Annotated in this window: 21 protein-coding genes and 1 riboswitch; of the genes, 9 read left to right on the top strand and 12 right to left on the bottom strand. The window is 73.0% G+C overall.

Annotation, left to right across the window (positions count from 1 at the left end; all coding sequences use genetic code 11):
- Window positions 1-155: 155 nt before the first annotated feature.
- Window positions 156-713: a hypothetical protein gene (locus tag AB0K35_RS17040; protein ID WP_238671786.1), complete on the bottom strand. Its 558-nt coding sequence runs from the start codon at window positions 711-713 to the stop codon at window positions 156-158.
- A 101-nt stretch (window positions 714-814) separates the two neighbouring features.
- Here AB0K35_RS17040 and AB0K35_RS17045 point away from each other — a divergent pair, with 101 nt between their 5' ends.
- Both AB0K35_RS17045 and AB0K35_RS17050 read left to right on the top strand, forming a co-directional pair.
- Complete coding sequence (locus tag AB0K35_RS17045; protein ID WP_238671785.1) at window positions 815-1,615, top strand: SAM-dependent chlorinase/fluorinase; 801 nt, start codon at window positions 815-817, stop codon at window positions 1,613-1,615.
- Between the two features lie 25 nt (window positions 1,616-1,640).
- On the top strand, window positions 1,641-1,883 hold the full coding sequence (locus AB0K35_RS17050; RefSeq protein ID WP_238671784.1) for a CPCC family cysteine-rich protein: 243 nt from the start codon (window positions 1,641-1,643) through the stop codon (window positions 1,881-1,883).
- 33 nt (window positions 1,884-1,916) lie between these two features.
- On the opposite strand, the gene AB0K35_RS17055 is transcribed toward AB0K35_RS17050, so the two are convergent.
- Entirely contained in the window at window positions 1,917-3,179 is a 1,263-nt protein-coding gene (locus AB0K35_RS17055) for a hypothetical protein (protein WP_363886099.1), read from the bottom strand.
- A 109-nt stretch (window positions 3,180-3,288) separates the two neighbouring features.
- Between AB0K35_RS17055 and AB0K35_RS17060 the strand changes: the two genes are divergently transcribed.
- Window positions 3,289-4,098, top strand: coding sequence for a DNA-formamidopyrimidine glycosylase family protein (locus AB0K35_RS17060; RefSeq protein WP_238671782.1), 810 nt, complete (start codon window positions 3,289-3,291; stop codon window positions 4,096-4,098).
- A 165-nt stretch (window positions 4,099-4,263) separates the two neighbouring features.
- Window positions 4,264-7,887: a hypothetical protein gene (locus tag AB0K35_RS17065; RefSeq protein ID WP_363886102.1), complete on the top strand. Its 3,624-nt coding sequence runs from the start codon at window positions 4,264-4,266 to the stop codon at window positions 7,885-7,887.
- Window positions 7,888-7,925: 38 nt separating this feature from the next.
- Here AB0K35_RS17065 and AB0K35_RS17070 read toward each other — a convergent pair whose 3' ends face one another.
- The 7 genes from AB0K35_RS17070 to AB0K35_RS17100 form a co-directional block, all read right to left on the bottom strand.
- Window positions 7,926-8,711 (bottom strand): hypothetical protein, encoded by a 786-nt coding sequence (locus AB0K35_RS17070; RefSeq protein ID WP_091400455.1) that lies wholly within the window; start codon window positions 8,709-8,711, stop codon window positions 7,926-7,928.
- Between the two features lie 23 nt (window positions 8,712-8,734).
- Window positions 8,735-9,607, bottom strand: coding sequence for a PspA/IM30 family protein (locus tag AB0K35_RS17075; protein ID WP_112586609.1), 873 nt, complete (start codon window positions 9,605-9,607; stop codon window positions 8,735-8,737).
- A gap of 198 nt (window positions 9,608-9,805) precedes the next feature.
- Window positions 9,806-10,240: a helix-turn-helix transcriptional regulator gene (locus AB0K35_RS17080; protein ID WP_238671779.1), complete on the bottom strand. Its 435-nt coding sequence runs from the start codon at window positions 10,238-10,240 to the stop codon at window positions 9,806-9,808.
- Between the two features lie 250 nt (window positions 10,241-10,490).
- The gene (locus tag AB0K35_RS17085; protein ID WP_238671971.1) at window positions 10,491-10,946 is read right to left on the bottom strand and encodes a CinA family protein; all 456 of its coding nucleotides are present in this window, start codon (window positions 10,944-10,946) and stop codon (window positions 10,491-10,493) included.
- Between the two features lie 266 nt (window positions 10,947-11,212).
- Complete coding sequence (pgsA, locus tag AB0K35_RS17090) at window positions 11,213-11,803, bottom strand: CDP-diacylglycerol--glycerol-3-phosphate 3-phosphatidyltransferase (RefSeq protein ID WP_238671778.1); 591 nt, start codon at window positions 11,801-11,803, stop codon at window positions 11,213-11,215.
- A 77-nt stretch (window positions 11,804-11,880) separates the two neighbouring features.
- A complete protein-coding gene (gene rimO, locus AB0K35_RS17095; protein ID WP_363886105.1) occupies window positions 11,881-13,389 on the bottom strand; it encodes a 30S ribosomal protein S12 methylthiotransferase RimO in 1,509 nt (502 codons plus the stop codon).
- An 83-nt stretch (window positions 13,390-13,472) separates the two neighbouring features.
- On the bottom strand, window positions 13,473-14,396 hold the full coding sequence (locus tag AB0K35_RS17100; RefSeq protein ID WP_363886108.1) for an ornithine cyclodeaminase family protein: 924 nt from the start codon (window positions 14,394-14,396) through the stop codon (window positions 13,473-13,475).
- Window positions 14,397-14,488: 92 nt separating this feature from the next.
- Window positions 14,489-14,559: riboswitch (guanidine-III (ykkC-III) riboswitch) on the top strand.
- Between the two features lie 61 nt (window positions 14,560-14,620).
- Between AB0K35_RS17100 and AB0K35_RS17105 the strand changes: the two genes are divergently transcribed.
- Together AB0K35_RS17105 and AB0K35_RS17110 are read left to right on the top strand one after the other, a co-directional pair.
- On the top strand, window positions 14,621-14,935 hold the full coding sequence (locus tag AB0K35_RS17105) for an SMR family transporter (RefSeq protein WP_238671775.1): 315 nt from the start codon (window positions 14,621-14,623) through the stop codon (window positions 14,933-14,935).
- An 83-nt stretch (window positions 14,936-15,018) separates the two neighbouring features.
- Window positions 15,019-15,264: a hypothetical protein gene (locus tag AB0K35_RS17110; RefSeq protein ID WP_238671774.1), complete on the top strand. Its 246-nt coding sequence runs from the start codon at window positions 15,019-15,021 to the stop codon at window positions 15,262-15,264.
- Between the two features lie 66 nt (window positions 15,265-15,330).
- Here AB0K35_RS17110 and AB0K35_RS17115 read toward each other — a convergent pair whose 3' ends face one another.
- A complete protein-coding gene (locus AB0K35_RS17115; protein ID WP_363886110.1) occupies window positions 15,331-17,790 on the bottom strand; it encodes a DNA translocase FtsK 4TM domain-containing protein in 2,460 nt (819 codons plus the stop codon).
- Between the two features lie 113 nt (window positions 17,791-17,903).
- Between AB0K35_RS17115 and AB0K35_RS17120 the strand changes: the two genes are divergently transcribed.
- The 3 genes from AB0K35_RS17120 to AB0K35_RS17130 all read left to right on the top strand — a co-directional run bounded on the left by AB0K35_RS17120 (window position 17,904) and on the right by AB0K35_RS17130 (window position 21,226).
- Entirely contained in the window at window positions 17,904-18,383 is a 480-nt protein-coding gene (locus AB0K35_RS17120; protein ID WP_363886113.1) for a YbjN domain-containing protein, read from the top strand.
- Between the two features lie 86 nt (window positions 18,384-18,469).
- Entirely contained in the window at window positions 18,470-20,047 is a 1,578-nt protein-coding gene (locus AB0K35_RS17125; protein ID WP_363886159.1) for a YbjN domain-containing protein, read from the top strand.
- A 123-nt stretch (window positions 20,048-20,170) separates the two neighbouring features.
- Window positions 20,171-21,226 (top strand): LPXTG cell wall anchor domain-containing protein, encoded by a 1,056-nt coding sequence (locus AB0K35_RS17130; protein ID WP_363886116.1) that lies wholly within the window; start codon window positions 20,171-20,173, stop codon window positions 21,224-21,226.
- Between the two features lie 78 nt (window positions 21,227-21,304).
- On the opposite strand, the gene AB0K35_RS17135 is transcribed toward AB0K35_RS17130, so the two are convergent.
- Entirely contained in the window at window positions 21,305-22,993 is a 1,689-nt protein-coding gene (locus tag AB0K35_RS17135; RefSeq protein WP_112586590.1) for a ribonuclease J, read from the bottom strand.
- 52 nt (window positions 22,994-23,045) lie between these two features.
- A complete protein-coding gene (dapA, locus tag AB0K35_RS17140) occupies window positions 23,046-23,972 on the bottom strand; it encodes a 4-hydroxy-tetrahydrodipicolinate synthase (RefSeq protein WP_238671771.1) in 927 nt (308 codons plus the stop codon).
- Window positions 23,973-24,014 lie beyond the last annotated feature (42 nt).

The following is a 24,014-nucleotide window of genomic DNA, read 5'->3' on the forward strand; positions in this document are numbered from 1 at the left end:
GCACGCGCCGATCGACGCCCGATGCCCAACCGGCCAGCCAAACCCCCGCCGAGGGCAAAGCCGCACAGAGCCTGATGTCTGTGAGTCATCACGATGACTCACAGACATCACAGTCAATAGAACAGCACGTCTCGGTCACGCCGACGCGTCAGCGCTCAGTGCAGGTCGTTGAGCACCTTCTCGTAGCGCGGGCGGTCGGCGGCCGGGGTCTTCGCCTCCAGGTAGTTCAGCACCACAGCGCCACGCCGGTACGACTGGCCACCCCAGGTCTCCGCGATGTCGCTGGCGCTGGTCTCGTCCGGGAAGACGTAGACGGTGACGGCGTCGGTGGCCATCAGCTCGGAACAACCCAGGCCGAGGCCGTCCGGCCCACAGTCGACCGAGCGGTCCTTCGGGCGCGGCACCTTCAGGCCGGCGGCCCGGAAAGCGTCGACTACCTGCTTCGCGCCGGGCGCAGCGGCCGGGCGCTTGGGCAGCACCACCGGCGGCGGGCTGGCCGGCCGCCGCTGCGTCGTGCCCTGCGCGGCGGCGGAGGGCGGGGTCGCGCCGTCGGCACTGGGTGCGGTTTGGGGCGTCGGCAGGCCGGTCGGGGCCGCCTCGGACGAGACGGACGGGTTCGCGGTCGGGCTGCCGTCGTCGTCACTGCCACAACCGGCGCTGAGGGCGACGGCGACCAGCAGGATTCCGACTGCGGGGAGGTTCCGAGTTGTCACCAGGGCAGTCTGCCCAACGTCCTCCGGCGGCGGGAGGGGCCGGTCGGCCACTGCGCTGTCCCGTATCCGCCAGCACGCCGCTGTTCTACTAGCCTGCGGGCATGTCCGCAGTGCCCTGGATCTCGCTGACCACCGACTACGGCCTCACCGACGGCTTCGTGGCCGCCTGCCACGGGGTCGTCGCCCGGATCGCGCCGGCCGCCCGGGTGATCGACGTGACCCATCTGGTGCCGCCGGCGGACGTCCGGCGCGGTGCCGCCGTGCTGGCGCAGACAGTGCCGTACCTGCCGGTGGGAGTGCACGTGGCGGTGGTCGATCCGGGAGTGGGCACCGCCCGACGGGGAGTCGCGCTGGCCACCCCGGGCGGGTTGCTGGTCGGCCCGGACAACGGGTTGCTGCTGGACGCGGCCACCGCGCTCGGTGGGGTGACCGACGCGGTCGAGCTGACCGGGTCGCGCTGGCTGGCCCCCCGGGTGTCCGACACGTTCCACGGCCGCGACGTCTTCGCGCCGGTGGCGGCCCGGCTGGCGCTCGGCGCGCCGCTGGCCGACGCGGGCCCGCCGGTCGACCCGGCCGGGTTGGTGCGACTTCCGACGCCGACGGTGACCCGGGACGCGGAGGGCTTCACCGCAGAGGTGCTGACCGTGGACCACTTCGGCAACGTCCAACTGGCCGCGCCGGCCGGGCTGCTCGATCCGCTGCCGGCCACGCTCCGGGTGGGCCCGCCGGGGCCGGTGCCGGCCCTTGTGGCGGTGCACGGGCGGACCTTCGGCGACGCCCCGGCCGGTGGCCTGGTGGCGTACGTCGATTCGGCCGGCCTGGTCGCTGTCGCTGTCAACGGCGGGCGAGCCGCGGACCTCCTCGCGACCTCCCCGGGGGACCTCCTGCGGGTATCGGGCTGATGTTCGACTGTGGAATGCTTCTCCGGTGGGTGAGCATGTGGTTCCTGTGGGCTGTCCCTGCTGTGCATCCCGGACCGGCGGGGGGACCTGCCCCGTCTGTTTCTGGACCGACGACGGCCAGACCGACGCCGACGCCGACGCCGTGCGGGGCGGCCCCAACGGCGACCTGAGCCTCACGCACGCCCGTCTCAACTACGCCGTCTACGGTGCCAGCCACCCGCGCTACCAGGACATGGTGCGCACGGCTCGCCCCGACGAGCGCCCCTGACGTCGACGGGGCGCCCGACGGGGTGAGCGTGGCTCAGCAGACCGGCACGCTTCCGCCGTACACGCTGGAGATGTACGCGTGGCTGACGTACTGGCCACTGGTGAGACGGTTCCAGCGGGTGGTGGTCCGGTAGGGGCCGGCAACCGACTGACCGGTGACGTAGCACTGGATCGGCACGTGGGCCAGCCGGGCGGCGAGGCCACGCGTCGCGTACGACGTGCTGGCCCCGGTGCGGATGTTGAGCGGGCCGTCACCGACCACGCCGCGCGGCCCGCCTCCGGTCCACAGGTAGGCGACGTCCACCCAGGCGTTGGTGGTCAGCCGCAACCCGTCCCAGAACGTGCCGTCGGCCAGGTCGATGCCGGCCGGGTTGAGCACGGTCCGCCCGAACTGGTCCCGTCCGCCGTTGTAGCCGGACTGGTACGCGGCCTGCGCCTCGGGCCGGCCCTGCGGCAGGTTCTTCCAGTTCTCCCGGACCGATGAGGGGTTCCAGTAGTCGTCGCGGGTGTTCCACGGCCCGACGTCCCAGACCGGGGCGTACTCGCAGCGGGAGCCGCTCGTGGTGCAGACCCGCACCGTGTAGTCACCGGTGTTGAGCGGGGAAAGGCCGCGCCGCGACGGCAGCGCCGCGAAGTGGTCCCGGGGTTGCACGGTACGGCCGTTGGCGGTCAGTTCACCCACCAGCCCGATGCGGGTGGCGTACACCCGGTAGGTGCGGCCGGGCGTGGCGGCGGAGACGGCGGCGTTCGCGTCGGCGGTGAGCTGCACACGCCGTACCGTCGCCGTGGCGCCGCCATCGGGGGCGGTGAGCACCACCCGGGTCTGCACCCGGCTGACCGGCCGGTCGAAGACCGCGCCGGTGGTGGCCGCCCGCCACTCCGTCCAGCCGGCGGCCCGCCAGCCGCGGACCTGCGCCTCCACTGTCGCCCCGGCCGGAACCGCGGCGTTGATCTCGGCACGGACCCGGGTGGCCGGCCGGGCGAGGGTGCGGGGAGCGGTCAGCAGCATCCCCTCGGCTACCGCGCTGTGCGGGCTGCGGGCGCCGCGCCCGTTGGACCGGGCCTCCCGCAGGCGGAGGCCGGCGCTGGTACGCCGGACGTTGACATCGTCGCCGTCGACGATGGTGAGGTCGGCGCTCCACAGTTCGTCGCCGGGTGCCGCGGCGACGAGGGTGATCGGAGCGCCGCCGGGCGCGGCCGGAGCAGGGCCGGTCGCGGGTAGGAGCGCTGCGGTGAGCAGGAGGGCGAGGGTGGCGATGAGGGCGACGGATGGGATACGACAAGAGGGTCGCGTCATGGGCATTCTCCTCAGAACCCCCTGACCTTCGCATGTCAGGAGATCATGAGGAACCTGAGTACAAATAGCGACACATGCGAATCTTGCTCGAAAGAGGGAGGATGGCAGAGTGCCCGAAGGCGACACAGTCTGGAACACCGCGCGCGTGCTGCACCGTGCGCTCGCCGGCGCGCGGATCACCGGCAGTGACTTCCGGGTGCCACAACTGGCGACCACGGACCTCACCAACTGGACCGTCCGCGAGTCGGCCAGCCGGGGCAAGCACCTGCTGCTGCGGCTCGACGCCCCGACCCAGGAGCACTGGACCCTGCACTCCCACCTGCGGATGGACGGCGCCTGGCGGGCGTACGCCCCAGGGGAACGCTGGAGCGGCCGGCCCGCGCACCTGATCCGGGTGGTGCTGCGCAGCCCCGGCGCTGTCGCGGTCGGCTACCACCTGCACGAGGTGACCCTGGTGCCGACCTCGGAGGAGGACCAGTTGGTCGGCCACCTCGGCCCCGACCTGCTCGGCTCCGACTGGGACCCGGCCGAGGCGGTCCGTCGGCTCGCCGAGCACCCGGAGCAGACAATCGGCGAGGCGCTGCTCGACCAGCGCAACCTGGCCGGCGTGGGCAACCTCTACAAGTGCGAGGTGCTGTTCCTGCGGGGCGTGTCACCGTGGACCCCGGTCGGCGGAGTGCCCGACCTGCCGGGCCTGGTGGCCCTCGCACAGCGGCTGCTCGCCGCCAACCGGGGCCGGTGGACGCAGAGCAGCACCGGCTCCCTGCACCGGGGGCAGACCAGTTACGTGTACGGCCGCCGCGCCCAGCCCTGCCGCCGTTGCGGCACCGCGATCCGCAAGGAGGAGCTGGGCGAACGGGTCACCTACTGGTGCCCGGTCTGCCAGCCCGAGCGTCCGGGTCCGTCGTCATCCGACTGACCAGGCTCCCGCCAGACGGGATCCATGGCAGAAACGGACGATTGGGTAATTCCTAACCGGCCGCCGGAGTCGCATGCTGCGGTTGAGCGCTCACCGACCGTCAGCAGAGTGCCGAGGTCCCCCACGCCGGGGTGGCGGCCCTCGCGCCCCGAACCGGGGAGAGTCATGGCGATGTTCCGCAGACTCCGCTCCACCTTCTTCGAGCGGACCACCCGCGACACCGGCGCCGACGGCCGGGCGGCGTCCGTGCCGACCCCGCGTACCGCCGAGGAGGCCGTTGTCACGCCGAGCCTGGACCCGGCCGTCGTGCCCCGCTACTTCGGTCCGGTGCCGAACTTCGCGTACAGCCCCCGCCCGACGCGCGGCCCCGACGGGCAGGTGGTGGCCGGAACCGGGCTGCGCAAGTTCGTCGACCCACTGCCCGTCCCGGGCCAGCCAGGCCACGGCGACCTCGGCAGCCACCTGCCGGTGGCGGTGCCGGACACCATCAGCTATCCGGGCTGCGACTACTACGAGATCGGCCTACAGGAGTACGCCCAGCGGCTGCACCGGGACCTGCCGGTCACCCGGCTGCGCGGCTACCGGCAACTCAACCTGGGCACCGACCCGGCCGGACACAACACTGTGGCGCCTCCGGAGCGACTGTGGCACCTCGGGCCGATGATCTACGCCCGTCGAGGTCGACCGGTCCGGGTGAAGTTCATCAACCAGCTCCCCACCGGTCGGTCCGGCGAGCTGTTCCTGCCCGTCGACGACACCATCGAGGGGGCCGGTCCGGGCCCACTGGACGGACCGGCGCCGTACCCGCAGAACCGGGCCGTGCTGCACCTGGCCGGGGCGCAGACCGGCTGGACCAGCGCGGGCAACCCGGGGCAGTGGATCACCCCGGCCGGGGAGATCACCCCGTACCCGACCGGCCCCGGCCTGGCCCACGTGCCGGACATGCCGGCGCCCGGCGCCGGCGCCACCACTCTCTACTTCCCGAACGAGCAGAGCGGCCGGCTCCTGTGGTTCCACGACAACACCCTCGGCCTGGCCCGGCTCACCGTCTACGGCGGACAGCTCGCGCTCTACCTGCTCACCGACCCGGCCGAGGACCAGCTCGTCGCCGACGCGGTGCTGCCGGCCGACCAGGTGCCGTTGGTGATCGAGGACAAGACGTTCGTTCCGGACGACACCCAGCTCGCCGCCGAGGACCCCACCTGGGACCGGGAACGCTGGGGCGCGCTCGGCAGCCTCTGGCACCCGCACGTCTACCAACCCCGGCAGAACCCGTACTCCTCCGGCGGACGCAACCCCACCGGGCGGTGGGACTACGGACCCTGGTCCCGCAACTCCGCCCCGGCCGACGCCCACGCCGACGCCCACGCCGACGGCTGGGTGCCGAACCCGTATTACGATCCGGTCGGCGCGCCGGACGAGCCGCCGCTGAGCCCCGGCGTACCGCACCCGTCCGCAGTTCCCGAGGCGTACGGCGACACCCCGCTCGTCAACGGCGTCGCCTACCCGTACCTGGAGGTGCGGCCACGCGCGTACCGGTTCCGGATCCTCAACGCCTGCCTGGACCGCAGCCTCAACCTCCAGCTCTACCGCGCCCGCTCCGACGCGGCGATGTGGACGGCCGACGGCACGCTCGCCGACCCCGACGCCGGTGAGGTGCCGATGGTGCCCGCCGCGCGGGCGGCGGGCCGTCCGGCGGGGTGGCCGACCGACGGACGCGACGGCGGTGTGCCGGACCCGCGCGCCGCCGGCCCGGAGTTCATCCAGATCGGGAACGAGGCCGGCCTCCTGCCGGCGCCGGTGGTGCTGCCGAACCAACCGATCGGCTACCGCTACGACCGGCTCGACCCGACAGTGCTGAACGTCGACGGGCACACGGTGCTGCTCGCCCCGGGCGAACGCGCCGACGTGCTCGTCGACTTCTCCGCCGTGCCCCCGGGCAGCACGCTGATCCTCTACAACGACGCCCCGGCCCCGCTGCCCGGCTTCGACAGTCGCTACGACCAGCACACCGACGCCCCGGACCGCAGCGCCGAGGGCGGCCCGCCCGCCACCGAACCGGGGTACGGCCCGAACACCCGCACAGTGCTCCAGTTCCGGGTCACCGGGACGCCCGAGCCGCCGTACGACCTGGGCCGGCTGCGCGAACGGCTGCCAGTGGCGTACGCGGCCAGCCAGCGCCCGCCGATCGTCCCGCAGCCGGCGTACGACCCGGCGTTCGGCACCCGGACCCCGGCGCAGACGACGGTGCCGGTGCACGCCACCACAGTGACGTTCACGCCGACGGCCGGAACCGGCCCGGTGACAGTGCCGATCGCTGTGAAGACCGCACAGCAGATCGTCGAACCGGACCACGGCCGGTCGGCGGGCCGGCTCGGCGTCGGGCACCCACACGCCGGGCCGCTCAACCCGACGACGCTGCCGCTCGGTGCGACCGACCCGGTCACCGAGGTGCTCTTCGCCACCGACCCCGCCGTGCCGGTGGGCTCCCCCACCGACGGCACTCAGCTCTGGCGGATCAGCGGCAACGTCCGGCAGACCGAGCCGTTGCATATCGCCGGCTGCGACGTGCAGGTGATCAACCGGGTTGGCTGGGACGGCACGCTGCGACTCCCGCACGGCACGGAGCTGGGCTGGAAGGGAGTCGTCCGGGTCAACCCGCGGGAGGACGTGGTGGTGGCGCTGCGCCCGGTCGCGCCGACGCTGCCGTTCAAGCTGGGGGACAGCGTCCGGCTGCTCGACCCCTGCCGCCGGGCCGGAGCGCGGACCGGGTCGACGCCGGTCAGCCCGATCGACGGTCGACCGGCCACTGTGGTCAACCAACTGGTCAACCTGGGCTGGGAGTACCGCTGGCACAGTCAGCTCGCCGGCCACCGCGACGGCGGGATGAGCAGGCCGCTGGTGTTGCGGGTGACGCCGAAGGCGCCGACCGGGCTGACCGCCACACCGGTGTCCGGCTCGGCCACCGCGCTACCGGCGATCGCGCTTGCCTGGACCAGCAACGGCGGGCGACCGCCAGCCACCAGCCACGTGTTGCAACGGGCCACCGACGCCACCTTCGGCGGCGAGGTCACCACGATCACCGTCGCGGCCGCCGCCACCCGCTACACCGACGCGACAGTGACCCCCGGGGTGACCTACCACTACCGGATCCGGGCGGAGAACGCGGTCAGCTACTCGTCCTGGTCGAACGGGGTACCCGCCTCGGTGCACCTGGCCGCGCCGAGCGGTCTGGTCGCGGCGCTCCCGCCAGCCGCGCCGCTGCGCGTGGCGCTGCGCTGGACGAACCGCTCGTTCGCCACCGGCATCGACGTGCAGCGGGCCACCAACCCGACGTTCACCAGCGGCCCGGGCACCACGGCGATCGGGGTCGGCGACAGTCACCTGGACGCGGCAGTGGCACCGGACACCACGTACTACTACCGGGTGCGGACCACCTACCTGGGCTCCGCCTCGGCGTGGTCGACAGTCGCCACTGTGACCTCGCCGCCCGCGCCGGGAACCCCCGGCGGGGTGAGCGCCACCGCCAGCGCACCGGGGCCGGACACCGCGACGGTGATCCTGGCCTGGGAGGCGAGCACACCGGGCGGCCCGGGGTCCGGGTTCATCGTGCAGCGGGCACTCGACCCGGCCTTCGAGCAGGCGACGGCCACCTTCACGGTGACCGGGCGCGGCTTCACCAACACGGGGTTGGCCCGGGGCGTGACGTACCACTACCGGATCCGGTCGTTCAACGTCGTGGGCACCTCGCCGTACACCGGCCCGGTCCTGGTGACGACACCACCGTGACCGGCGGGGGTCCGCGGGCCGCCGCGGGGCGTGCGCTGTCAGCGCGTCGGCGCGCGCAGCGGGGTGCCGACGGCCCGCAGCTCGGCAAGTGCCCCGGCGACCCCGTGCAGCAGGTCTGTCGCCTCGGTGAGCCGGTCGGCGGCCGGGTGGGCGGTCTCCGGTCGGGAGTCCTCGGCCAGGTAGCCGGCGGCGGCGACCACAAGCCGTTCGTACGCGGCCACCCCGCCCTCCAGTTGAGCGGTCAGCGCGGCGTGCGCCTCGGCCAGCGGGGGCCGGGCGTCGGCCGGGGCCAGCCGCAGCGCGCGTTCGACGCTGGCCACCCGCGCGGCCAGGTCGCGCAGCGAGCGGTCGGCGGCGGCGGCCTCCAGGACCGCCGGCTCGGCCAGCCCGGTGAGCCGGGGGGCCATCCCGGCCAGGGTGAGCGCCGCCCGGTCCAGTCGGGCCCATTGCTCCCCGGCGCTGGTGCCGCGCAGCGCGATCCGGGAACGGACCCGGCGTACCTCGGCGAGCACGCCCGGGCCGACCGGCAGCCGCTCGACGGCGGCGATCAGTCGGGCCCGTGACCGGGCCGCCGCTTCGGCCGGGTCGAGAGCGGGGGGCGCCGGCTGGGCGGCCAGGGCGCGCACGTCGATCCAGCGCCAGGCGGCGAGCGCCACCGCGCTGCCCGCGGCGCCGGCCCAGGCCGCGTCGGGCAGACCAAGGCCGGCGTACGGAGTCAGCACCACCGCCGCGCCGCCGAGCCCACCGGCCAGCACGCTCCACCGTCGGGCCGACCGGCGAAGCCGGCCCAGTCTCCGGAAGTACCGGGTCCGCTCGTCTGCCACAGTGACCCCCTCGATCCGGTCGTTCAGCCGGCGGCGGTCGGGTCGCCGGTGCCCCGCTCGCGAGCCATGCTGGCGCGCAGTTCGTCAAGCCGGGCGGCGGCCGTCGGGTCGTTGGCCGGGCCGGTCTTCTCGGCCTGCGGCACGGCCGGTCGCTGGGCCGCGCCGCCGAGCTGCTCCCCCGCCATGCTGGACCGGATCTGCTCCAGCCGGGCGGAGCCGGCCGAGTCGATGGTGGCCTTCTGAATCTCCAACATACGGCCCTCGACGGAGTTGCCGGCCAGTTCGGCGCGACCCATCGCGTTGGCGTACCGCCGCTCGATGCGGTCGCGCACCTCGTCCAGCGACGGGGTGTTGGTGGGCGCGGTCAGCGACGACATCGACTCCAGCGAGCGGGCCACCGTCTCCTGCATCTTGGCCTGCTCCAGCTGGCTGAGCAGCTTGGTGCGCTCGGCGAGCTTCTGCTGGAGGATCATCGAGTTGTTCTCGACCGCTCGGCGGGCCTGGGCGGCGGCGCCCAGCGCCTGGTCGTGCAGGGTCTTCAGGTCCTCGGTGGCCTGCTCGGCGGAGACGAGCTGGCTGGCCAGCGTCTGCGCGGACTGCTCGAACCGCACCGCCTCGGCCTCGTCGCCCTTGGCCCGGGCCTGGTCGGAGAGCACCAGGGCCTGCCGGGCGTTGCCCTGCAACCGCTCGACCTCGGTCATCTGCCGGGACAGCTTCATCTCCAGCTGACGCTGGTTGCCGATCACCGCGGCAGCCTGCTGGACCAGCGCCTGGTGCTGCCGCTGGGCATCCTCGATGGCCTGCTGGATCTGCACCTTGGGATCGGCATGCTCATCGATCTTCGCACCGAAGAGCGCCATCAGGTAGTTCCAACCCTTGACAAACGGGTTCGCCATCTCCGCGGTATCCCCTCAGTAGCGTCGCTCCACCACGGCCGGGCCGGCTGGACCGGCTGACCGTGACCGGCAGGTCTCCATCGTCCCAGCCGAACGCCAGTGAGGCATCCGTACCGGGCGGTCGACAGCACCGGCGGCTCCTGCGAGCAACCCTACGCGGCCGGGGCCACCCCGCCCATGGTCAACTGGATCGGCGGCTCAGGCCGCGCAGACCACGTCCCGGTCGCGCTCGGTCGGGCGGACCCGGGTGCTGCGCAGGGTGGCCTTGAGCGGCGAGTCCTGGCGGACCGAGACAGCGACAGTGCCGTTGGAGGTGACCTGACGGACACCCCGGTTGGTGCTCTTGGCTGCGGCGTCGGCCGGCTCGTCCTGCATCGAGACGAGCACCCCGGGCATCTGCTCGGCGAGCGCCACAGTGTCGCTCACCTCACGCAGCAGCTCGGAGAGGCGGGCACCGAGGGCGTCGCAGATCGCGGCGAGCAGCTCGCTCGACGGCTCCTTGTGCCCGCGTTCAATCTCGGAGAGGTAGCCGAGGCTGACGTTGGCGGCGGTGGAGACCTCACGCAGCGTGCGCTGCTGGCCCTGCCGACGCGCTCGCAGTGCGTCACCGATCACCCGGCGTAGCAGGATCATCGCACCTCCCCCTGAGGGATACCTCGCGCCCGCCGCTGGGCGGCCGGTCGCGGCGGACCGCGCCGACCCCGAACGTCGGAGCCTTCCCGCAACCGTACCCGTTGCGGGCCCGGGCGACATCCCGCCCCGCCCGTCGGTTCGTCGGGACGGGCTCACCGGGGCGCGCCGCCGCCCATTTCCGCAGCGCGCCGAATGGTCCCGCCCGCAGTTCCGGCCCGGGTCCCGGCCTGCGTGGTTCTGGCCCTGGCGTTCACGGGGTCGCGTCAACCAGTCGCTCGGCGAGCAGCCGGAGCGCCTCGACCACGGCCGCCGCGCGGACGTGGTCCCGCCCGCCGCCCAGGTCGAGCTGGCGGACCGCCCCGCCGTTCGGGCCGGCGACCGCGACGTAGACGAGGCCCACGGGCTTCCCGTCCTGCGGCTCGGGGCCGGCGACTCCGGTGGTGGCCAGCCCCCAGTCCGCGCCGCACCGCTGCCGGCCGCCCTCGGCGAGCGCCGCCGCCACGTCCGGGTCCACCGGCCCCCGCTCGGACAGCAGGTCAGCGGGTACGCCGGCCAGTGTCGCCTTCAGCTCGGTGGCGTACACCACGAGGCCACCCCGGTAGATCCCGCTGACCCCGGCGATGTTCACGATCGAAGCGGCGAGCGACCCGCCGGTGAGCGATTCGACAGTGGCCAGGGTTTCGTGCCGCTCGGCCAGCCGGTGCACGACCCCTGCCGCCGCACTGCCCACCTCAGCCCCGTCCACCTCAGCACCACCCACCGCAGCACCACCCACGCCGCCACCGTCCGCCGACACCCCAGCCCCCATGCACCAGTTCCTTCCCCACCCATCAACCCCCAACCCCCAACCCCAACCCCGACCCAAGCGGGTCGATCATGAAGTTAGCGTCACGACACGCCGCTGGGGAGGGCAATAACTTCATGATCAACGGCGGGGTGGGCGGGGCCTGAGGGCCTGGGGGGGGACGGGGGTTAGCGGGGGCGGCGGAGGCGGAGGGCTTGGGCTATGTAGTCGAAGCCGGTGGCGACAGTGACCAGTACGGCGGCAGCCATGATCCAGGGGCCGACGGTGGCGAGCGCGGCCGGCATCGGCCAGAGGTACCAGGCGATGGCGAGGATCTGGAGCGCGGTCTTGACCTTGCCCCCTCGGCTGGCGGCGATGACGCCGTGCCGGATCACCCAGAACCGCAGCCCGGTGATGCCCAGCTCGCGGACGAGAATCAGCGCGGTGACCCACCAGGGCAGTTGGTCGTACCAGGAGAGCAGCACCAGCGCCGCGCCGGTCAGCGCCTTGTCGGCGATCGGGTCGGCCACCTTGCCCACCGACGTGACCAGCCCGAAGCGGCGGGCGATCCAGCCGTCCACCAGGTCGGTCGCCGAGGCAACGGCGAAGATCAGGCAGGCTGCCATCCGCCAACCGGCGTGGGTCATCCCGGACATGATCACCGAGGCGGCGAAGACCGGCACCAGCACCAGCCGCAGGGCGGTCAACGCGTTCGCCGCGTTGACGACCGGCACCACTGCCACCACCCGGCCCGGCGTCGACTCCGTCGCCCCGGTCACCGCCGCACTCCGCTCGGGCCGCCGTGGCGTTCCCGGCACCGCACCACCTGGGTCCCCCGCTCCGCTCGGGCCCGCCGTCACCGTGCCGCGCCGGGCGCCGCCGAGATCATCTCATCCGGCACAGCGAGCAGGTCCACCCCTTCGGTGCCGGTCACCGTTGCGCGCACCAGATCGCCAGGGCGCAGCGCGGCCAGGTCGACCCCACCCTCGGCCGGGGCGACCAGGGTGGTGGAACCGTCCACCTCCGGCGCCTGGTGGGCCGCCCGGCCCTCCACGACGCCGTCCTCGATCGTGTCGACAAGCACCTCGACCGTCGAGCCGAGCCGGTCTTCGGCCCGCTGCGAGCAGAGCTCGTCGGCGAGGGCGCTGAGCCGGTCGTAGCGCCGCTTGATCGTCGCAGCGGAGACCTTGCCGGGCAGGCCGGCAGCCTCGGTGCCGTCCTCGTCGCTGTAGTCGAACATGCCGATCGCGTCGAGCCGGGCCTCGGTCAGGAACCGGACCAGCTCGTCGACGTCGGCGCGGGTCTCGCCGGGGAAACCGACGATGAAGTTGCTCCGGGCGCCCGCGTCCGGGGCCAGGGCGCGGGCACTCGCCAGCAGCTCCAGGAACCGGTCGGTGGAGCCGAAACGCCGCATCCGGCGCAGCACCGGCTCGCTGGAGTGCTGGAACGACAGGTCGAAGTACGGTGCCACGCCCGGGGTGGTGGCGATCGCCTCGATCAGCCCGGGCCGGGTCTCGGCCGGCTGGAGGTAGCTGGCCCGCACCCGGACGATGCCGGTCACCGCGGCGAGCTGGGGCAGCAGCTTCTCCAGGGCGCGCGGGTCACCCAGGTCCTTGCCATAGGAGGTGGAGTTCTCGCTGACCAGCACCAGCTCCCGTACGCCGGTCTTGGCCAGCCACTCCGCCTCGGCGAGCAGCTCGTCCGGGGTACGCGAGACGAAGGCCCCCCGGAAGGCCGGGATGGCGCAGAACGCGCAGCGGCGGTCGCAGCCGCTGGCCAGCTTCAGCGAGGCCACCGGACCGGTGTCGAGCCGTCGGCGCAGCACCTGACGGAGGTGTGCCGGGGTGTGCTCGTCGGTGTCGACGACGGTGCGGGTCACAGTGCCGTGGCCGGGCAGCGAGACACCGCTGTCGCGGCGCTGCACAGGGGTCAGCGGCAGCAGCTCGCGCCGGTCCCGTGGGGTGTGCGCGGTGATCTGCTCGCCGGCGACGACAGCGTTCAGCCGCGCGGCGATGTCGGGGTAGTCGTCGAAGCTCAGCACCGCCTGGGCCTCGGGCAGGCTGTCGGCCAACTCCCGGCCGTACCGCTCGGCCATGCAGCCCGCGGCCACCACCTTGGCGCCCGTTCCGGCGGCGGCGAGCAGGGTCTGGATCGAGTCCTGCTTGGCCTTCTCCACGAAACCGCAGGTGTTGACGACCACCACGTCGGCGCCCTCGCCGTCGGTGGTCACCTGCCAGCCGTCGGCGTGCAGGCGGGCGGCCAGCTCCTCCGAGTCGACCTCGTTGCGGGCACAGCCCAGGGTCAGCAGGGCGACGCGACGGCCCTCGACGTGGTCAGCGGGAGAAGGAGAGGTGGCAGACACCATCCGAGGGTACCGGGCCGGTCGGGTAAGCCCACGCACGCGGGCTGCGGCGGAGACTGTCGACACGGAGGCGAACGTCATTCCGGTCAGCGCGCCTCGGCGCCAACCCGGGTGAGCGCGTCCAGCAGGAACACCTCGGTGCCGGCCAGGCCGGTGGAGCAGAAGACGGAAATCTGGTCCGCGGTGGTCCGGCCGGGAACCGCGCCGGCCAGGATGCCGCCCAGGTCGCGCAACCGCCCGGCGTACGGGGGTGAGGCGGCGAGCATCGGCGGCTGGTAGTCCGCCGCCTGGGCCGGTGAATCGGTGACCAGCAGGTCGGCGGTGTCCAGCAGGTCGGTGCCGAACTCGCTGCGGTCGCGCTGTTTGAAGCCGACAGCGTTGACGTGCGTTCCGGGGCTGAGGTCGGCGGCGCAGAGCACCGGGGTCGGGCTGGTGGTCGCCAGCACCACCAGGTCCCGCCCGGCGACGGCCACGCCCGGGTCGGCCACCGCACGGGCCGGCACCCCCAGTTCGGCACGGACCCGGGCCGCGAAGGCATCCCGGCGAGCGGCCGAGCGGCTGTGCACCACCACCTCACGCAGCGGGCGGACCGCGGCGGTGGCCCAGACCTGGGTCCATGCCTGCCGGCCGGAGCCGATCACCCCGAGGGTGGCGGCGTCGGGACGGGCCAGCGCGTCGACAGCGAGGCCCCCCAACCCTCCGGTACGACGGGAGCCCAACTCCTCGCCGACGGCGACCGCCCGGATCGCCCCGGTCCGGGCGTCGTGCAGCACCACCAACTGCTCGCCCTGCGGGTGACCGAAGGTGTCGTACGAGCGGAAGCCGTACCACTCGCCGACCAGGTGCCCGGCGGTGAGCACCATCCGTCCGCCGCTCAGCGGTGCGGCGGCCCGGGGCGGCGCGATCAGGCGGCCCTCGTACGCGGCCAGGAGGGCGGCGCGCATGGCGTCGACAGTGGTGGCGGCGTCCAGCGCGGCGGCGACCTCGGGGTCGGCGTAGAGCATGGTCATGCTGGCGATACTGCAAGTTGAAGTCAAGTGGAGGTCAACGGACCGTGGTGATGGTCACCTCCCCGCCACCGGGGCCGGTGCTAGCGTCGGCACCAGTGGCCGGATGCTCGTGGCCGCTCCGGACGAGTGGTGGGCGTACCCGGTCAGGCCAAGACGCCCCGCGTGACGTGCAGACTCGACTCGTCCCGGCGCGGAAGCCCGGGCGCTTCCGGTGAGGTGAAGCGATGGCCTGGCTCGTACTGGTGATCTCGGGACTGTTGGAGACGGCCTGGGCGATCGCCCTGGACCGCAGCGCCGGTTTCAGCCGGCTGGTCCCGTCGGTGGTGTTCGTGGTGACCCTGCTGCTGAGCATGGCCGGGCTGTCGTACGCGCTCCGGGACATTCCCGTCGGCACCGGCTACGCGGTCTGGGTCGGCATCGGCGCCGTCGGCACCGCGCTGATCGGGATGCTGGCGCTCGGCGAGTCGGCGAGCCTGCCCCGAATTCTCTGTCTCCTGCTGGTGGTCGCCGGTGTGATCGGGTTGAAGATCTTCCACTGAGGTGCCCCGCCGGGCAGGCGTGGCGAGCGCCCACAGTGGGTATTGATCGATTCGTCACGACAGGCTCTCACCCGGAGGAAGACATGGCCGACATGCCGAGCACCGCCCGTCCCCGCAGCAACGCCGCCCGCATCCTCACCATCGTGGGCTTCGTCTTCGCGGTCCTGGCCCTGCTGCTCAACCCGGTCATCTTCGGAGTGCTCGGCGTCATCGCTGGCGTCGTCGGCGCGGTGCTCGGTGACAAGCCGCTGGGTTGGTACGCCGCCGCGGCCAGCGTCGTCGCCGCGATCATCAGCCTGGTGATCCTCGGCGCTCTGATCAGCAACTGACCGCTCCCCCGTCGCGGGCCCGCCGGATCCCGGCGGGCCCGTCGCGCGTCCAGGGTCGAGTGCCGGTCAGTCCACGTCGCCGCGCAGGCCGGCCAGGACCTCGTCCAGCTCGTCCGGCTTGACCAGCACGTCGCGCGCCTTCGACCCCTCGGACGGACCGACCACCCCCCGGGTCTCCATCAGGTCCATCAGGCGGCCCGCCTTGGCGAAACCGACCCGCAGCTTGCGTTGCAGCATCGAGGTCGAGCCGAACTGCGAGGTGACCACCAGCTCCACCGCCTGCACCAACAGGTCCAGGTCGTCGCCGATGTCCTCGTCGATCTTCTTCTTGTTCTCCTGTGCCGGGGCCAGCACGTCCTTGCGGAACTCCGGCTCACGCTGGTCCTTGCAGAACTTCACCACGTCGGCGATCTCGCGCTCGGTGACCCAGGCGCCCTGGATGCGGACCGGCTTGGACGCCCCCATCGGCAGGAAGAGCCCGTCACCGCGGCCGAGCAGCTTCTCCGCGCCCGGTTGGTCGAGGATGACCCGGGAGTCCGCGAGGGAGGAGGTGGCGAAAGCCAGCCGGGACGGCACGTTCGCCTTGATCAGACCGGTCACCACGTCGACCGAGGGACGCTGGGTGGCCAGCACCAGGTGGATGCCCGCGGCCCGGGCCAACTGGGTGATCCGGACGACGGAGTCCTCGACGTCGCGCGGCGCGACCATCATCAGGTCGGCCAGCTCGTCCACGATCACCAACAGGTACGGGTACGGACGCATCTCGCGCTCGCTGCCCGGCGGAGCCGTGATCTCGCCGTTGCGGACCTTGCGGTTGAAGTCGTCGATGTGCCGGACCCCGTTGGCGGCGAGGTCGTCGTAGCGCATGTCCATCTCGCGGACCACCCAGTCCAGCGAGTCGGCCGCCTTCTTGGCGTTGGTCACAATGGGGGTGACCAGGTGCGGGATGCCCTCGTAGCCGGTCATCTCGACCCGCTTCGGGTCGATCAGCAGCAGCCGCACCTCGTCCGGGGTGGCCCGGGTGAGGATGGACACCAGCAGGGTGTTGAGGCAGCTCGACTTGCCCGCGCCGGTGGCACCGGCGATCAGGATGTGCGGCATCTTGGCGAGGTTGGCCACCACGTAGCCGCCCTCGATGTCCTTGCCGAGCGCCACGACCATCGGGTGGTGGTCGCTTGTCGCCGCGCGCGAGCGCAGCACGTCGCCGAGGGCGACGTTCTCCGGGTCGGTGTTCGGGATCTCCACGCCGACAGCGCTCTTGCCCGGGATCGGGCTGAGGATCCGTACGTCCGGTGACTTCACCGCGTACGCGATGTTGCGGGACAGCTGGGTGATCCGTTCGACCTTGACGCCGTGCCCCAGCTCCACCTCGTAGCGGGTGACGGTCGGACCACGGGTGAAGCCGGTGACCGCGGCGTCCACATCGAACTGGTCGAACACGCCGGTCAGAGCGGCGATCACCTCGTCGTTCGCCTTGCTGCGGGTCTTCGCGGCGGCCCCGGCGCTGAGCATGTTGGCCGGCGGCAGGGTGTAGTCCCCAGACAGCCCGGTCAACGCGAGCTGCTCGGCACGGGTCGGGGCGGGCGAGTGCTCCGGCGGCTCGACCGACGGCTTCCGGCTCGCCGGCACCTTCGCCGGAGACTTGCGCGGCAGCACCATGGTTTCCTGGAGGTCCGCGCCGTCGACGTCCTCGAAGTCGTCCGGGTCCAGTGGCGGGGGCATCCGCTTCGCCGGTCGCTTGCGCGCCGGCTTGACGGCCACCTCGTCCGCCTCCTCATCCGCCTCCGGTGCGCCCACCAGCCCACCGGCGAGCAGGCCCAGCCTCTCCGGGATCTTGTTGATCGGCGTCGCGGTCACCACGAGCAGGCCGAAGAGCAGCAGCAGGACGAGCAACGGCACCGCCACCCAGGCGGTGACCGCCCGCTCCAGCAGCCCACCGACGCCCGCGCCGACCAGACCGCCGGCGAAGTCCCGCTCCAGCGGGTCGGCCGGGTCCTGACCGATCTGGAGCAGCGCGGCGGTCGACACCAGCAGCGAACCCCAACCGATCAGCCCACGGCCCCGGTGCTCCGGATCGGCCGGCTGACGCATCAGCCGCCACGCCCCGATCATCAGCAGCACCGGTACGACAACCGAGATCGCGCCCAGGAACAGCCGGATCGTGTCGGCCAGTCGCGCGCCCACCGGCCCCGCTCCGGACAGCCAGAGCGCCACGGCGCTGAGCAGGGCGAGCCCGAACATGAGCAGCCCGGCACCATCCCGGCGGTGCGCCGGGTCGAGGTCGCGGGCCGAGGCGGCCTGCCGGCCAGCGGCGCGCACCGCCCAGCCCATCCCGTGCGCCAGCCCCATCCACAGTGCACCGACCGCACGGCCGACGTAGACCGCCGGGCCGGGCCGGGGCGGCGTGGTGCGACGTCGGACCGGTGCCCGGGTGTTCTTCTTCGCCGGCTGACGGGCACGACTGTTGGTGCCACCGCGCGGCGACGCGCCGCGCCGCCGGCTCGCCTGAGAGGTACGGCCCGCCATAGAGTCACGGTAACGGTGGGGCCGGGCAGATCCCCGCTTTTCCGGGTCGTGTCCGCGCGTCGTAACACGAACCCCACCGCCGGTCGTGATATCCGCCTCAGAAGGGATGCCCCATGGCGTCGCCGGAAATCGAAGGCGATCCGGACGATCCGCTGGCCGGGCACCCCGGCGCGCTGCGTCCGCTGACCGGCGAACTGGTCGCCGCGGTGCTCGCTGCCCGGGGCCGGTCCGTCGGCCCGACCCCGGACGGCGATCTGGTGGGCACCTTCGACGACAACCTGATCTGGTTCCTCCGCGTCGGCGGGGACGGGGAGCTGCTCCAGATCCGCACAATGGTCGATCCGACCTTCGGCATCGAACGGGTGCCCGACCTGTACGCGTTCTGCAACTCCTGGAACCACGACCGGCTCTGGCCCAAGGCGTTCGTCCACGTCGCCGACGACGGCCGGGCCCGGGTGTACGGAGAGGTGATCACCGACCTGGAACGCGGCGTGACCCCACACCAGCTCGATCAACTGCTCGACTGTGGCATCTCCACCGGCTGCCAGCTGTCCGTGGCGGTCCGTCGACTGCCCGGCGCGGTGCCGTCGTGACCGGCCGGGACGACGTCACCGGCAGCCGCACCGGCACGCCACCCACCGGCTCCGGTGACCGCCTCGCGCGGAGCCGCGTACCGGCGCTGGAGGCCGCGCTCGCCGAGGCCCGGGACCTCCCCGACGGCCCGGCCCGGCAGGTGGCCCTGGAGCGGCTCGCCGAACGCGCCGACGCGGCCGGCGACGTCCGGTCCGGGATGGACGCGCGGTTCGCGCTGATCGAGGCGTACCTGCTGCACGGGGAGCGGTGGCGTCTGGTCGAGCCGGTCCGGCGCTGCCGGGCCGCCGCCGACCACCGACCCGACCTGCTCAGCGAGACGGAGACCGGGCTGCTGCTGCGTTACCAGCGGTACGCGGTCGAGGCGCTGCTCGGCACCCCCCGGGTCGGACTGGACCAGACGCGGTCCCTGCTGCACGACCTTGCCCACCGCGTCGGCGCGGACGGCCCGGACACACCGACCGTCGCGGAGCTGCACTGCCGGATCGCCGATCACCTGGGCGACGAGCCCACCGCCCGGCACTGGTACGAGCGATGGTCCGGAAAACGGCCGGGACCGGCCGGCGGCTGCCCGGGCTGCGCCTCGGCCCGGCGTGCCGAACTGCTGGCCGGCTGGGGCGAGTGGCGTGCCGCGGTCACCGAGCTCGGGGAGACCGACGGCGACCCGCGGTCCTGCACCGACCAGCCCGAGCGGGACCTGGTCGCCGGTCTGCTGCCGGCACTGCGCACCGGCGAGCCGGCGCGGGCGGCGACGGCGCACGTGCGGGCGTACCGCCGGCACCGCCGGGAGCGCGCGGCGTTCCCGCACCTCGCCGCGCACCTGCGATTCTGCGCGCTGGGCGGACACCTGGAGCGCGGACTGGCCATTCTGGCCGAGCAGCTGCCCCGGTTGGACCGGCCGACCGACGACCTCGCCGCCATGGAGTTCGCCGCCGCCGGGGCACTGGTCTGCGGGCTGGCAGCCGACGCGGGGCTGGGCGGGCGGACGATGCCGCGCCCGGCGTACGGCGAGCGGACGGCCACCGAGCTGGACGTCGCCACGCTCGGGGCGCTGCTGCTCGGGGTGGCCAACGAGTTGGCCGGCAGCTTCGACGCGCGCAACGGCACGGGGCACCACTCCGGACGGATGGCCGCCTGGCTGGCCGAACGCCCGCTCGCGGCGCCCGTCCCGCTGCCCACCGACGACGAACCTGACGGGCCCGACGCCGATCGGGCCGACGTCCAGGCCGACGCCGACGCCGAGCACGAGCTGGGCGAGCGTGAATTGTCCGCGCTCTCCCTCGCCATGATCACCGGGATCCTGGACGGGCGCGGCGACCGGTACCTGGTGGACGAGGGCGAGACGGTTGTCGGCCACTGGGAGGGGACGGTGATCCAGTTCCGGCGGGCCGGTGAGCGCGGCGAGGTGCTGCACGCCCGCGCCATGGCCAACCGCCGGCTGCCGGCGGCCCGCCGCGCCGAGGCGTACGCCTTCTGCAACGCCTGGAACCACGACCGGCTGCTGCCCAAGGCGTACGCGCACGACCTCGGCGACGAGTTGGTGCTGGCCGGCGATGTGGCCACCGACCTGGCGCACGGGGTCGCCCCGGCGCAGTTGCGGATCCTCATGGACGCGGCCATCGCCACCGGCATCGCGTACGCCGAAGCGGTCGCCGCGCTGCCCTGATTCGCCAGTGGCGTCAACGGTTGCAGTTGCCGCGCGACTGCACGACATCCGACAGCTCGCAACCGGGAGAACGGCACCGGGGTGATATCGCCGTCAGCCCACCGCAACCCCTCGGGAGTCGTCATGAACCGCCCGCTCCGGTCCGGCATTATCGGTGCCGCCGTGCTCGCCCTGTCCGCCCTCGCCACCCCGACCGTTGCCGGTGCCGCCCCTGCGAAGCCGACCGTCTCGCCGAGCACGACGGCCGGGAGCGCCGCGCCGACGATCCTGGCCCGGGCCGACATCGTCTTCCTCGGCGGCGACCCGTGGCACCCGTCGGGCCCGCTGGAGGTCAAGGTCGTCAACGAGGGTGCGACAGCGGCGAAGGGCTTCTTCGTGCTCCGCCTGCCACAGGATGCCGACCTGACCGCGGGCGGCGACTGCCGGGCCGGCGACGGTGCGCCGAGGACCTGGGTCTGCGGCGGCGCGGAACTGCCCGCCGGAGGCGATCGGACGTACCGCATGACGGTGACCTCATCGGCTGCGCAGCCGGTCTTCGGGGTGACCGAGTGGGGTTCCGTTGCCGGTCAGGACGCCACTGGCCGCGCCGACCGACCCACCGACTTCCGGATCAACTGGCCGGACCGCACGACGCTGCGGCTACGGGCCACCGCCGGCCCGGTCGTCGACGGTGCCGCGACCATCCGGGTCCTGGTCACGAACACCGGCACGTTCGACATCGGCGGGTACTCGTTGAACGTCGCCACCCCGGACGGTGTGCGGGTGACCGCACCGGGGTGCTCCGACAGCGGCCGGATGAACGGTGTGGGCTGCGAGATCCTGCGCGAGCGCCGCCTCGCCGACGGCGCCACGGACAGCTTCGACGTACGGATGGCGGCCACCGGCGGCACGAAGAGCGTTCGCCTCTGGCTCGCGCCCACCAACCGGTACACCAACCCGGACACCTCGGTGACGCTCCGCCTGACCGGCGGCGGATCCGGAGGCGGCGGCGTGGCAACCACCGCGCCACCGGCCGACCCGACCACGCCAGCGACCACGGCACCGGCCACGCCCGCCGTGGAGGCGACGGAACTGCCGCGCACCGGCACGACCACCATCGTGTACGGCCTGATCGGCGTGTCGCTGCTGGCCCTCGGCGGCGGACTGCTGCTCCTGCGACGCCGGCTCCAGCGCGGCTGACCCGCAACGGCGAGCCCGATCGGAACCGGCGATGCCCGCCCGCACCTCGTGTGCGGACGGGCATCGTGACGCGTGCGGTCAGACCTCGACGACTGTGGGCACGATCATCGGCCGACGACGGTACTTGTCGTTGACCCACCGCCCCACCGTCCGCCGGACGATCTGCTGAAGCTGGTGCGGGTCGGTGATGCCGTCCGCCGCGGCCCGGTTGAGCGCCTCGGTGACCAGCGGCACCACCGGGTTGAACGCCTCCGGGTCCTCGGAGAAACCCTTCGCGGAGAGCGTCGGGCCGGCGACCACCTTGCCGGTGACCGAGTCGACGACCACGGTGGTGGCGATGAAGCCGCCGTCACCGAGGATCCGCCGTTCGGTGAGCAGCGACTCGCTGACGTCACCGACGGCGAGGCCGTCCACGTAGACGTACCGGCTCTTCACGTGCCCGACCAGGCTGGCACGGCCCTCGACCAGGTCGACCACGTCGCCGTCCTCGCAGAGCACCACCCGATCGGCGGCGACCCCGGATTCGATGCCGAGCCGGGCGTGGGCGCGCAGGTGACGCCACTCGCCGTGCACGGGCATCAGGTTGCTGGGCCGGACCACGTTGAGCAGGTAGAGCAGTTCCCCGGCGGGGGCGTGCCCGGAGACGTGCACCTTGGCCACGTCCTTGTGCACGACCACCGCGCCGGCCCGCGCGAGCCGGTTGATCACCCGGTAGACCGAGGTCTCGTTGCCGGGCACCAGTGAGGAGGCCAGCACGACCGTGTCACCGGGGGCGATCGTGATGTGCCGGTGGTCGCCGCTGGCCATCCGGCCCAGCGCGCTCATCGGCTCACCCTGTGAACCGGTGGACATCAACACGATCTGCTCCGGCGGCAGCGTGGTCGCCTCCTCGATCCCGATGACCAGGCCGGCCGGGATGTTGAGCAGGCCGAGGTCCCGGGCGATGCCCATGTTGCGGACCATGGACCGGCCGATCAGCGCGACCTTGCGGCCGTGCTCGGCTGCGGAGTCGAAGACCTGCTGCACGCGGTGCACGTGCGAGGCGAACGAGGCCACGATGATCCGGCCCTTGGCCTTCGCGAAGATCGAGTCGAGCACCGGGCCGATCTCCCGCTCGGGGGTGACGAAGCCGGGGATCTCCGCGTTGGTGGAGTCGGAGAGCAGCAGGTCGACGCCTTCGGCGCCGAGCCGGGCGAAACCGGCCAGGTCGGTGATCCGGCCGTCCAGCGGCAGTTGGTCCATCTTGAAGTCGCCGGTGTGCAGCACCAGGCCGGCGGGGGTGCGGATGGCCACCGCGAGGGCGTCCGGGATCGAGTGGTTGACGGCGAAGAACTCACACTCGAACGGGCCGAGCCGCTCACGGCCGCCCTCCCGCACGGTCAGCGTGTACGGCTGGATCCGCCGCTCGGCCAACTTCGCCTCGACCAGGGCGAGGGTGAACTGTGAGCCGACCAGCGGGATGTCGGGCTTGTGGGCGAGCAGGTACGGCACCGCGCCGATGTGGTCCTCGTGGCCGTGCGTCAGCACGATCGCCTGGACGTCGGCGAGCCGGTCCAGGATCGGGCCGAAGTCGGGCAGGATCAGGTCCACACCGGGCTGTTCGACGTCGGGGAAGAGCACCCCGCAGTCGACGATCAGCAACTTGCCGTCGTACTCGAAGACGGTCATGTTCCGGCCGATGGCGCCGAGCCCGCCGAGCGGGATGATCCGCAGGCCGCCCTCCGGCAGCGGCGGGGGTAGTTCCGCCTCGATGTGCGCCTCGGTCACGCGTCCACCTCGTTCTGCGACGCCGTTACTCGACGTCCATCGTGTCGTTCGTTCATTCGGGCAGCTCCAGGCCCGCTGCCGCGAAGTCCGCGCGCAGCTGGGCGATCTCGTCGTCGGTGGCGTCCACGAGCGGGGGTCGCACCGGGCCGGCCGGCAGGCCCAGCGACGCTAGGCCCGCCTTCACCAGGATCGCGCCCTGGGTACGGAAGATGCCGGTGAACAGCGGCAGCAGCCGCCGGTGCAGGGCCAGCGCGGCCGGCATGTCCCCCGCGTCGTACGCCTCGATCATCTGTGCGGTCAGCGCCCCGGTGAAGTGTGTCGAGGTGCCGACCACGCCCACGCTGCCGACGGCCAGCGCCGGCAGGATGAGGGCGTCCTCGCCGCTGTAGAAGGCGAGGCTGGTCCGGCTGGTGACCCAACTGGTGGCGGTCAGGTCGCCCTTGGCGTCCTTGACCGCGACGATCCGACCGTGTTCGGCGAGCCGGACCAACGTCTCGGTGTCGATCGGCACGCCGGAGCGGTGCGGAATGTCGTACAGCATCACCGGCAGGCCGGTGGCGTCGGCCACCGCGGTGAAGTGGCGCAGCAACCCGCTCTGCGGCGGCTTGTTGTAGTACGGGGTGACCACCAACAGGCCGTGCGCGCCCGCCTTCTCGGCGGCGGCGGCCAGCTCGATGGTGTGCCGGGTGTCGTTGGTGCCAACGCCCGCGACCACCTTGGCACGGTCACCGACGGCCTCCACCACAGCCCGGATCAGGTGTTCCTTCTCCGCGTCGGTGGTGGTCGGCGACTCACCGGTGGTGCCGTTGACCACCAGCGCGTCGTTGCCCTGCTCGTCGACCAGGTGGCTGGCCAGCCGGGCGACGCCGTCGAGATCGAGGGAACCGTCCGGGGTGAACGGGGTCACCATGGCTGTGAGAAGCCGGCCGAAGGGGCGGGACGCCGGGCGGGACGCGGCGTCGAGGTGGTCGTGCGTCATACCCTCCAACCTAGCGGACGACCAGCCGGGGCCCGCCGGGGA

It is taken from the genome of Micromonospora sp. NPDC053740 (assembly GCF_040677775.1).
Lineage (GTDB): Bacteria > Actinomycetota > Actinomycetes > Mycobacteriales > Micromonosporaceae > Micromonospora > Micromonospora alfalfae.

Bases quoted from the DNA above. Each gene is read 5' to 3' on its own strand.
- AB0K35_RS17045 (WP_238671785.1), top strand. From the start codon at position 815: ATGTCCGCAGTGCCCTGGATCTCGCTGACCACCGACTACGGCCTCACC.
- AB0K35_RS17055 (WP_363886099.1), bottom strand. From the start codon at position 3,179: ATGACGCGACCCTCTTGTCGTATCCCATCCGTCGCCCTCATCGCCACC.
- AB0K35_RS17065 (WP_363886102.1), top strand. From the start codon at position 4,264: ATGGCGATGTTCCGCAGACTCCGCTCCACCTTCTTCGAGCGGACCACC.
- AB0K35_RS17075 (WP_112586609.1), bottom strand. From the start codon at position 9,607: ATGGCGAACCCGTTTGTCAAGGGTTGGAACTACCTGATGGCGCTCTTC.
- AB0K35_RS17080 (WP_238671779.1), bottom strand. From the start codon at position 10,240: ATGATCCTGCTACGCCGGGTGATCGGTGACGCACTGCGAGCGCGTCGG.
- rimO (WP_363886105.1), bottom strand. From the start codon at position 13,389: ATGGTGTCTGCCACCTCTCCTTCTCCCGCTGACCACGTCGAGGGCCGT.
- AB0K35_RS17100 (WP_363886108.1), bottom strand. From the start codon at position 14,396: ATGACCATGCTCTACGCCGACCCCGAGGTCGCCGCCGCGCTGGACGCC.
- AB0K35_RS17105 (WP_238671775.1), top strand. From the start codon at position 14,621: ATGGCCTGGCTCGTACTGGTGATCTCGGGACTGTTGGAGACGGCCTGG.
- AB0K35_RS17110 (WP_238671774.1), top strand. From the start codon at position 15,019: ATGGCCGACATGCCGAGCACCGCCCGTCCCCGCAGCAACGCCGCCCGC.
- AB0K35_RS17115 (WP_363886110.1), bottom strand. From the start codon at position 17,790: ATGGCGGGCCGTACCTCTCAGGCGAGCCGGCGGCGCGGCGCGTCGCCG.
- AB0K35_RS17120 (WP_363886113.1), top strand. From the start codon at position 17,904: ATGGCGTCGCCGGAAATCGAAGGCGATCCGGACGATCCGCTGGCCGGG.
- AB0K35_RS17130 (WP_363886116.1), top strand. From the start codon at position 20,171: ATGAACCGCCCGCTCCGGTCCGGCATTATCGGTGCCGCCGTGCTCGCC.
- dapA (WP_238671771.1), bottom strand. From the start codon at position 23,972: ATGACGCACGACCACCTCGACGCCGCGTCCCGCCCGGCGTCCCGCCCC.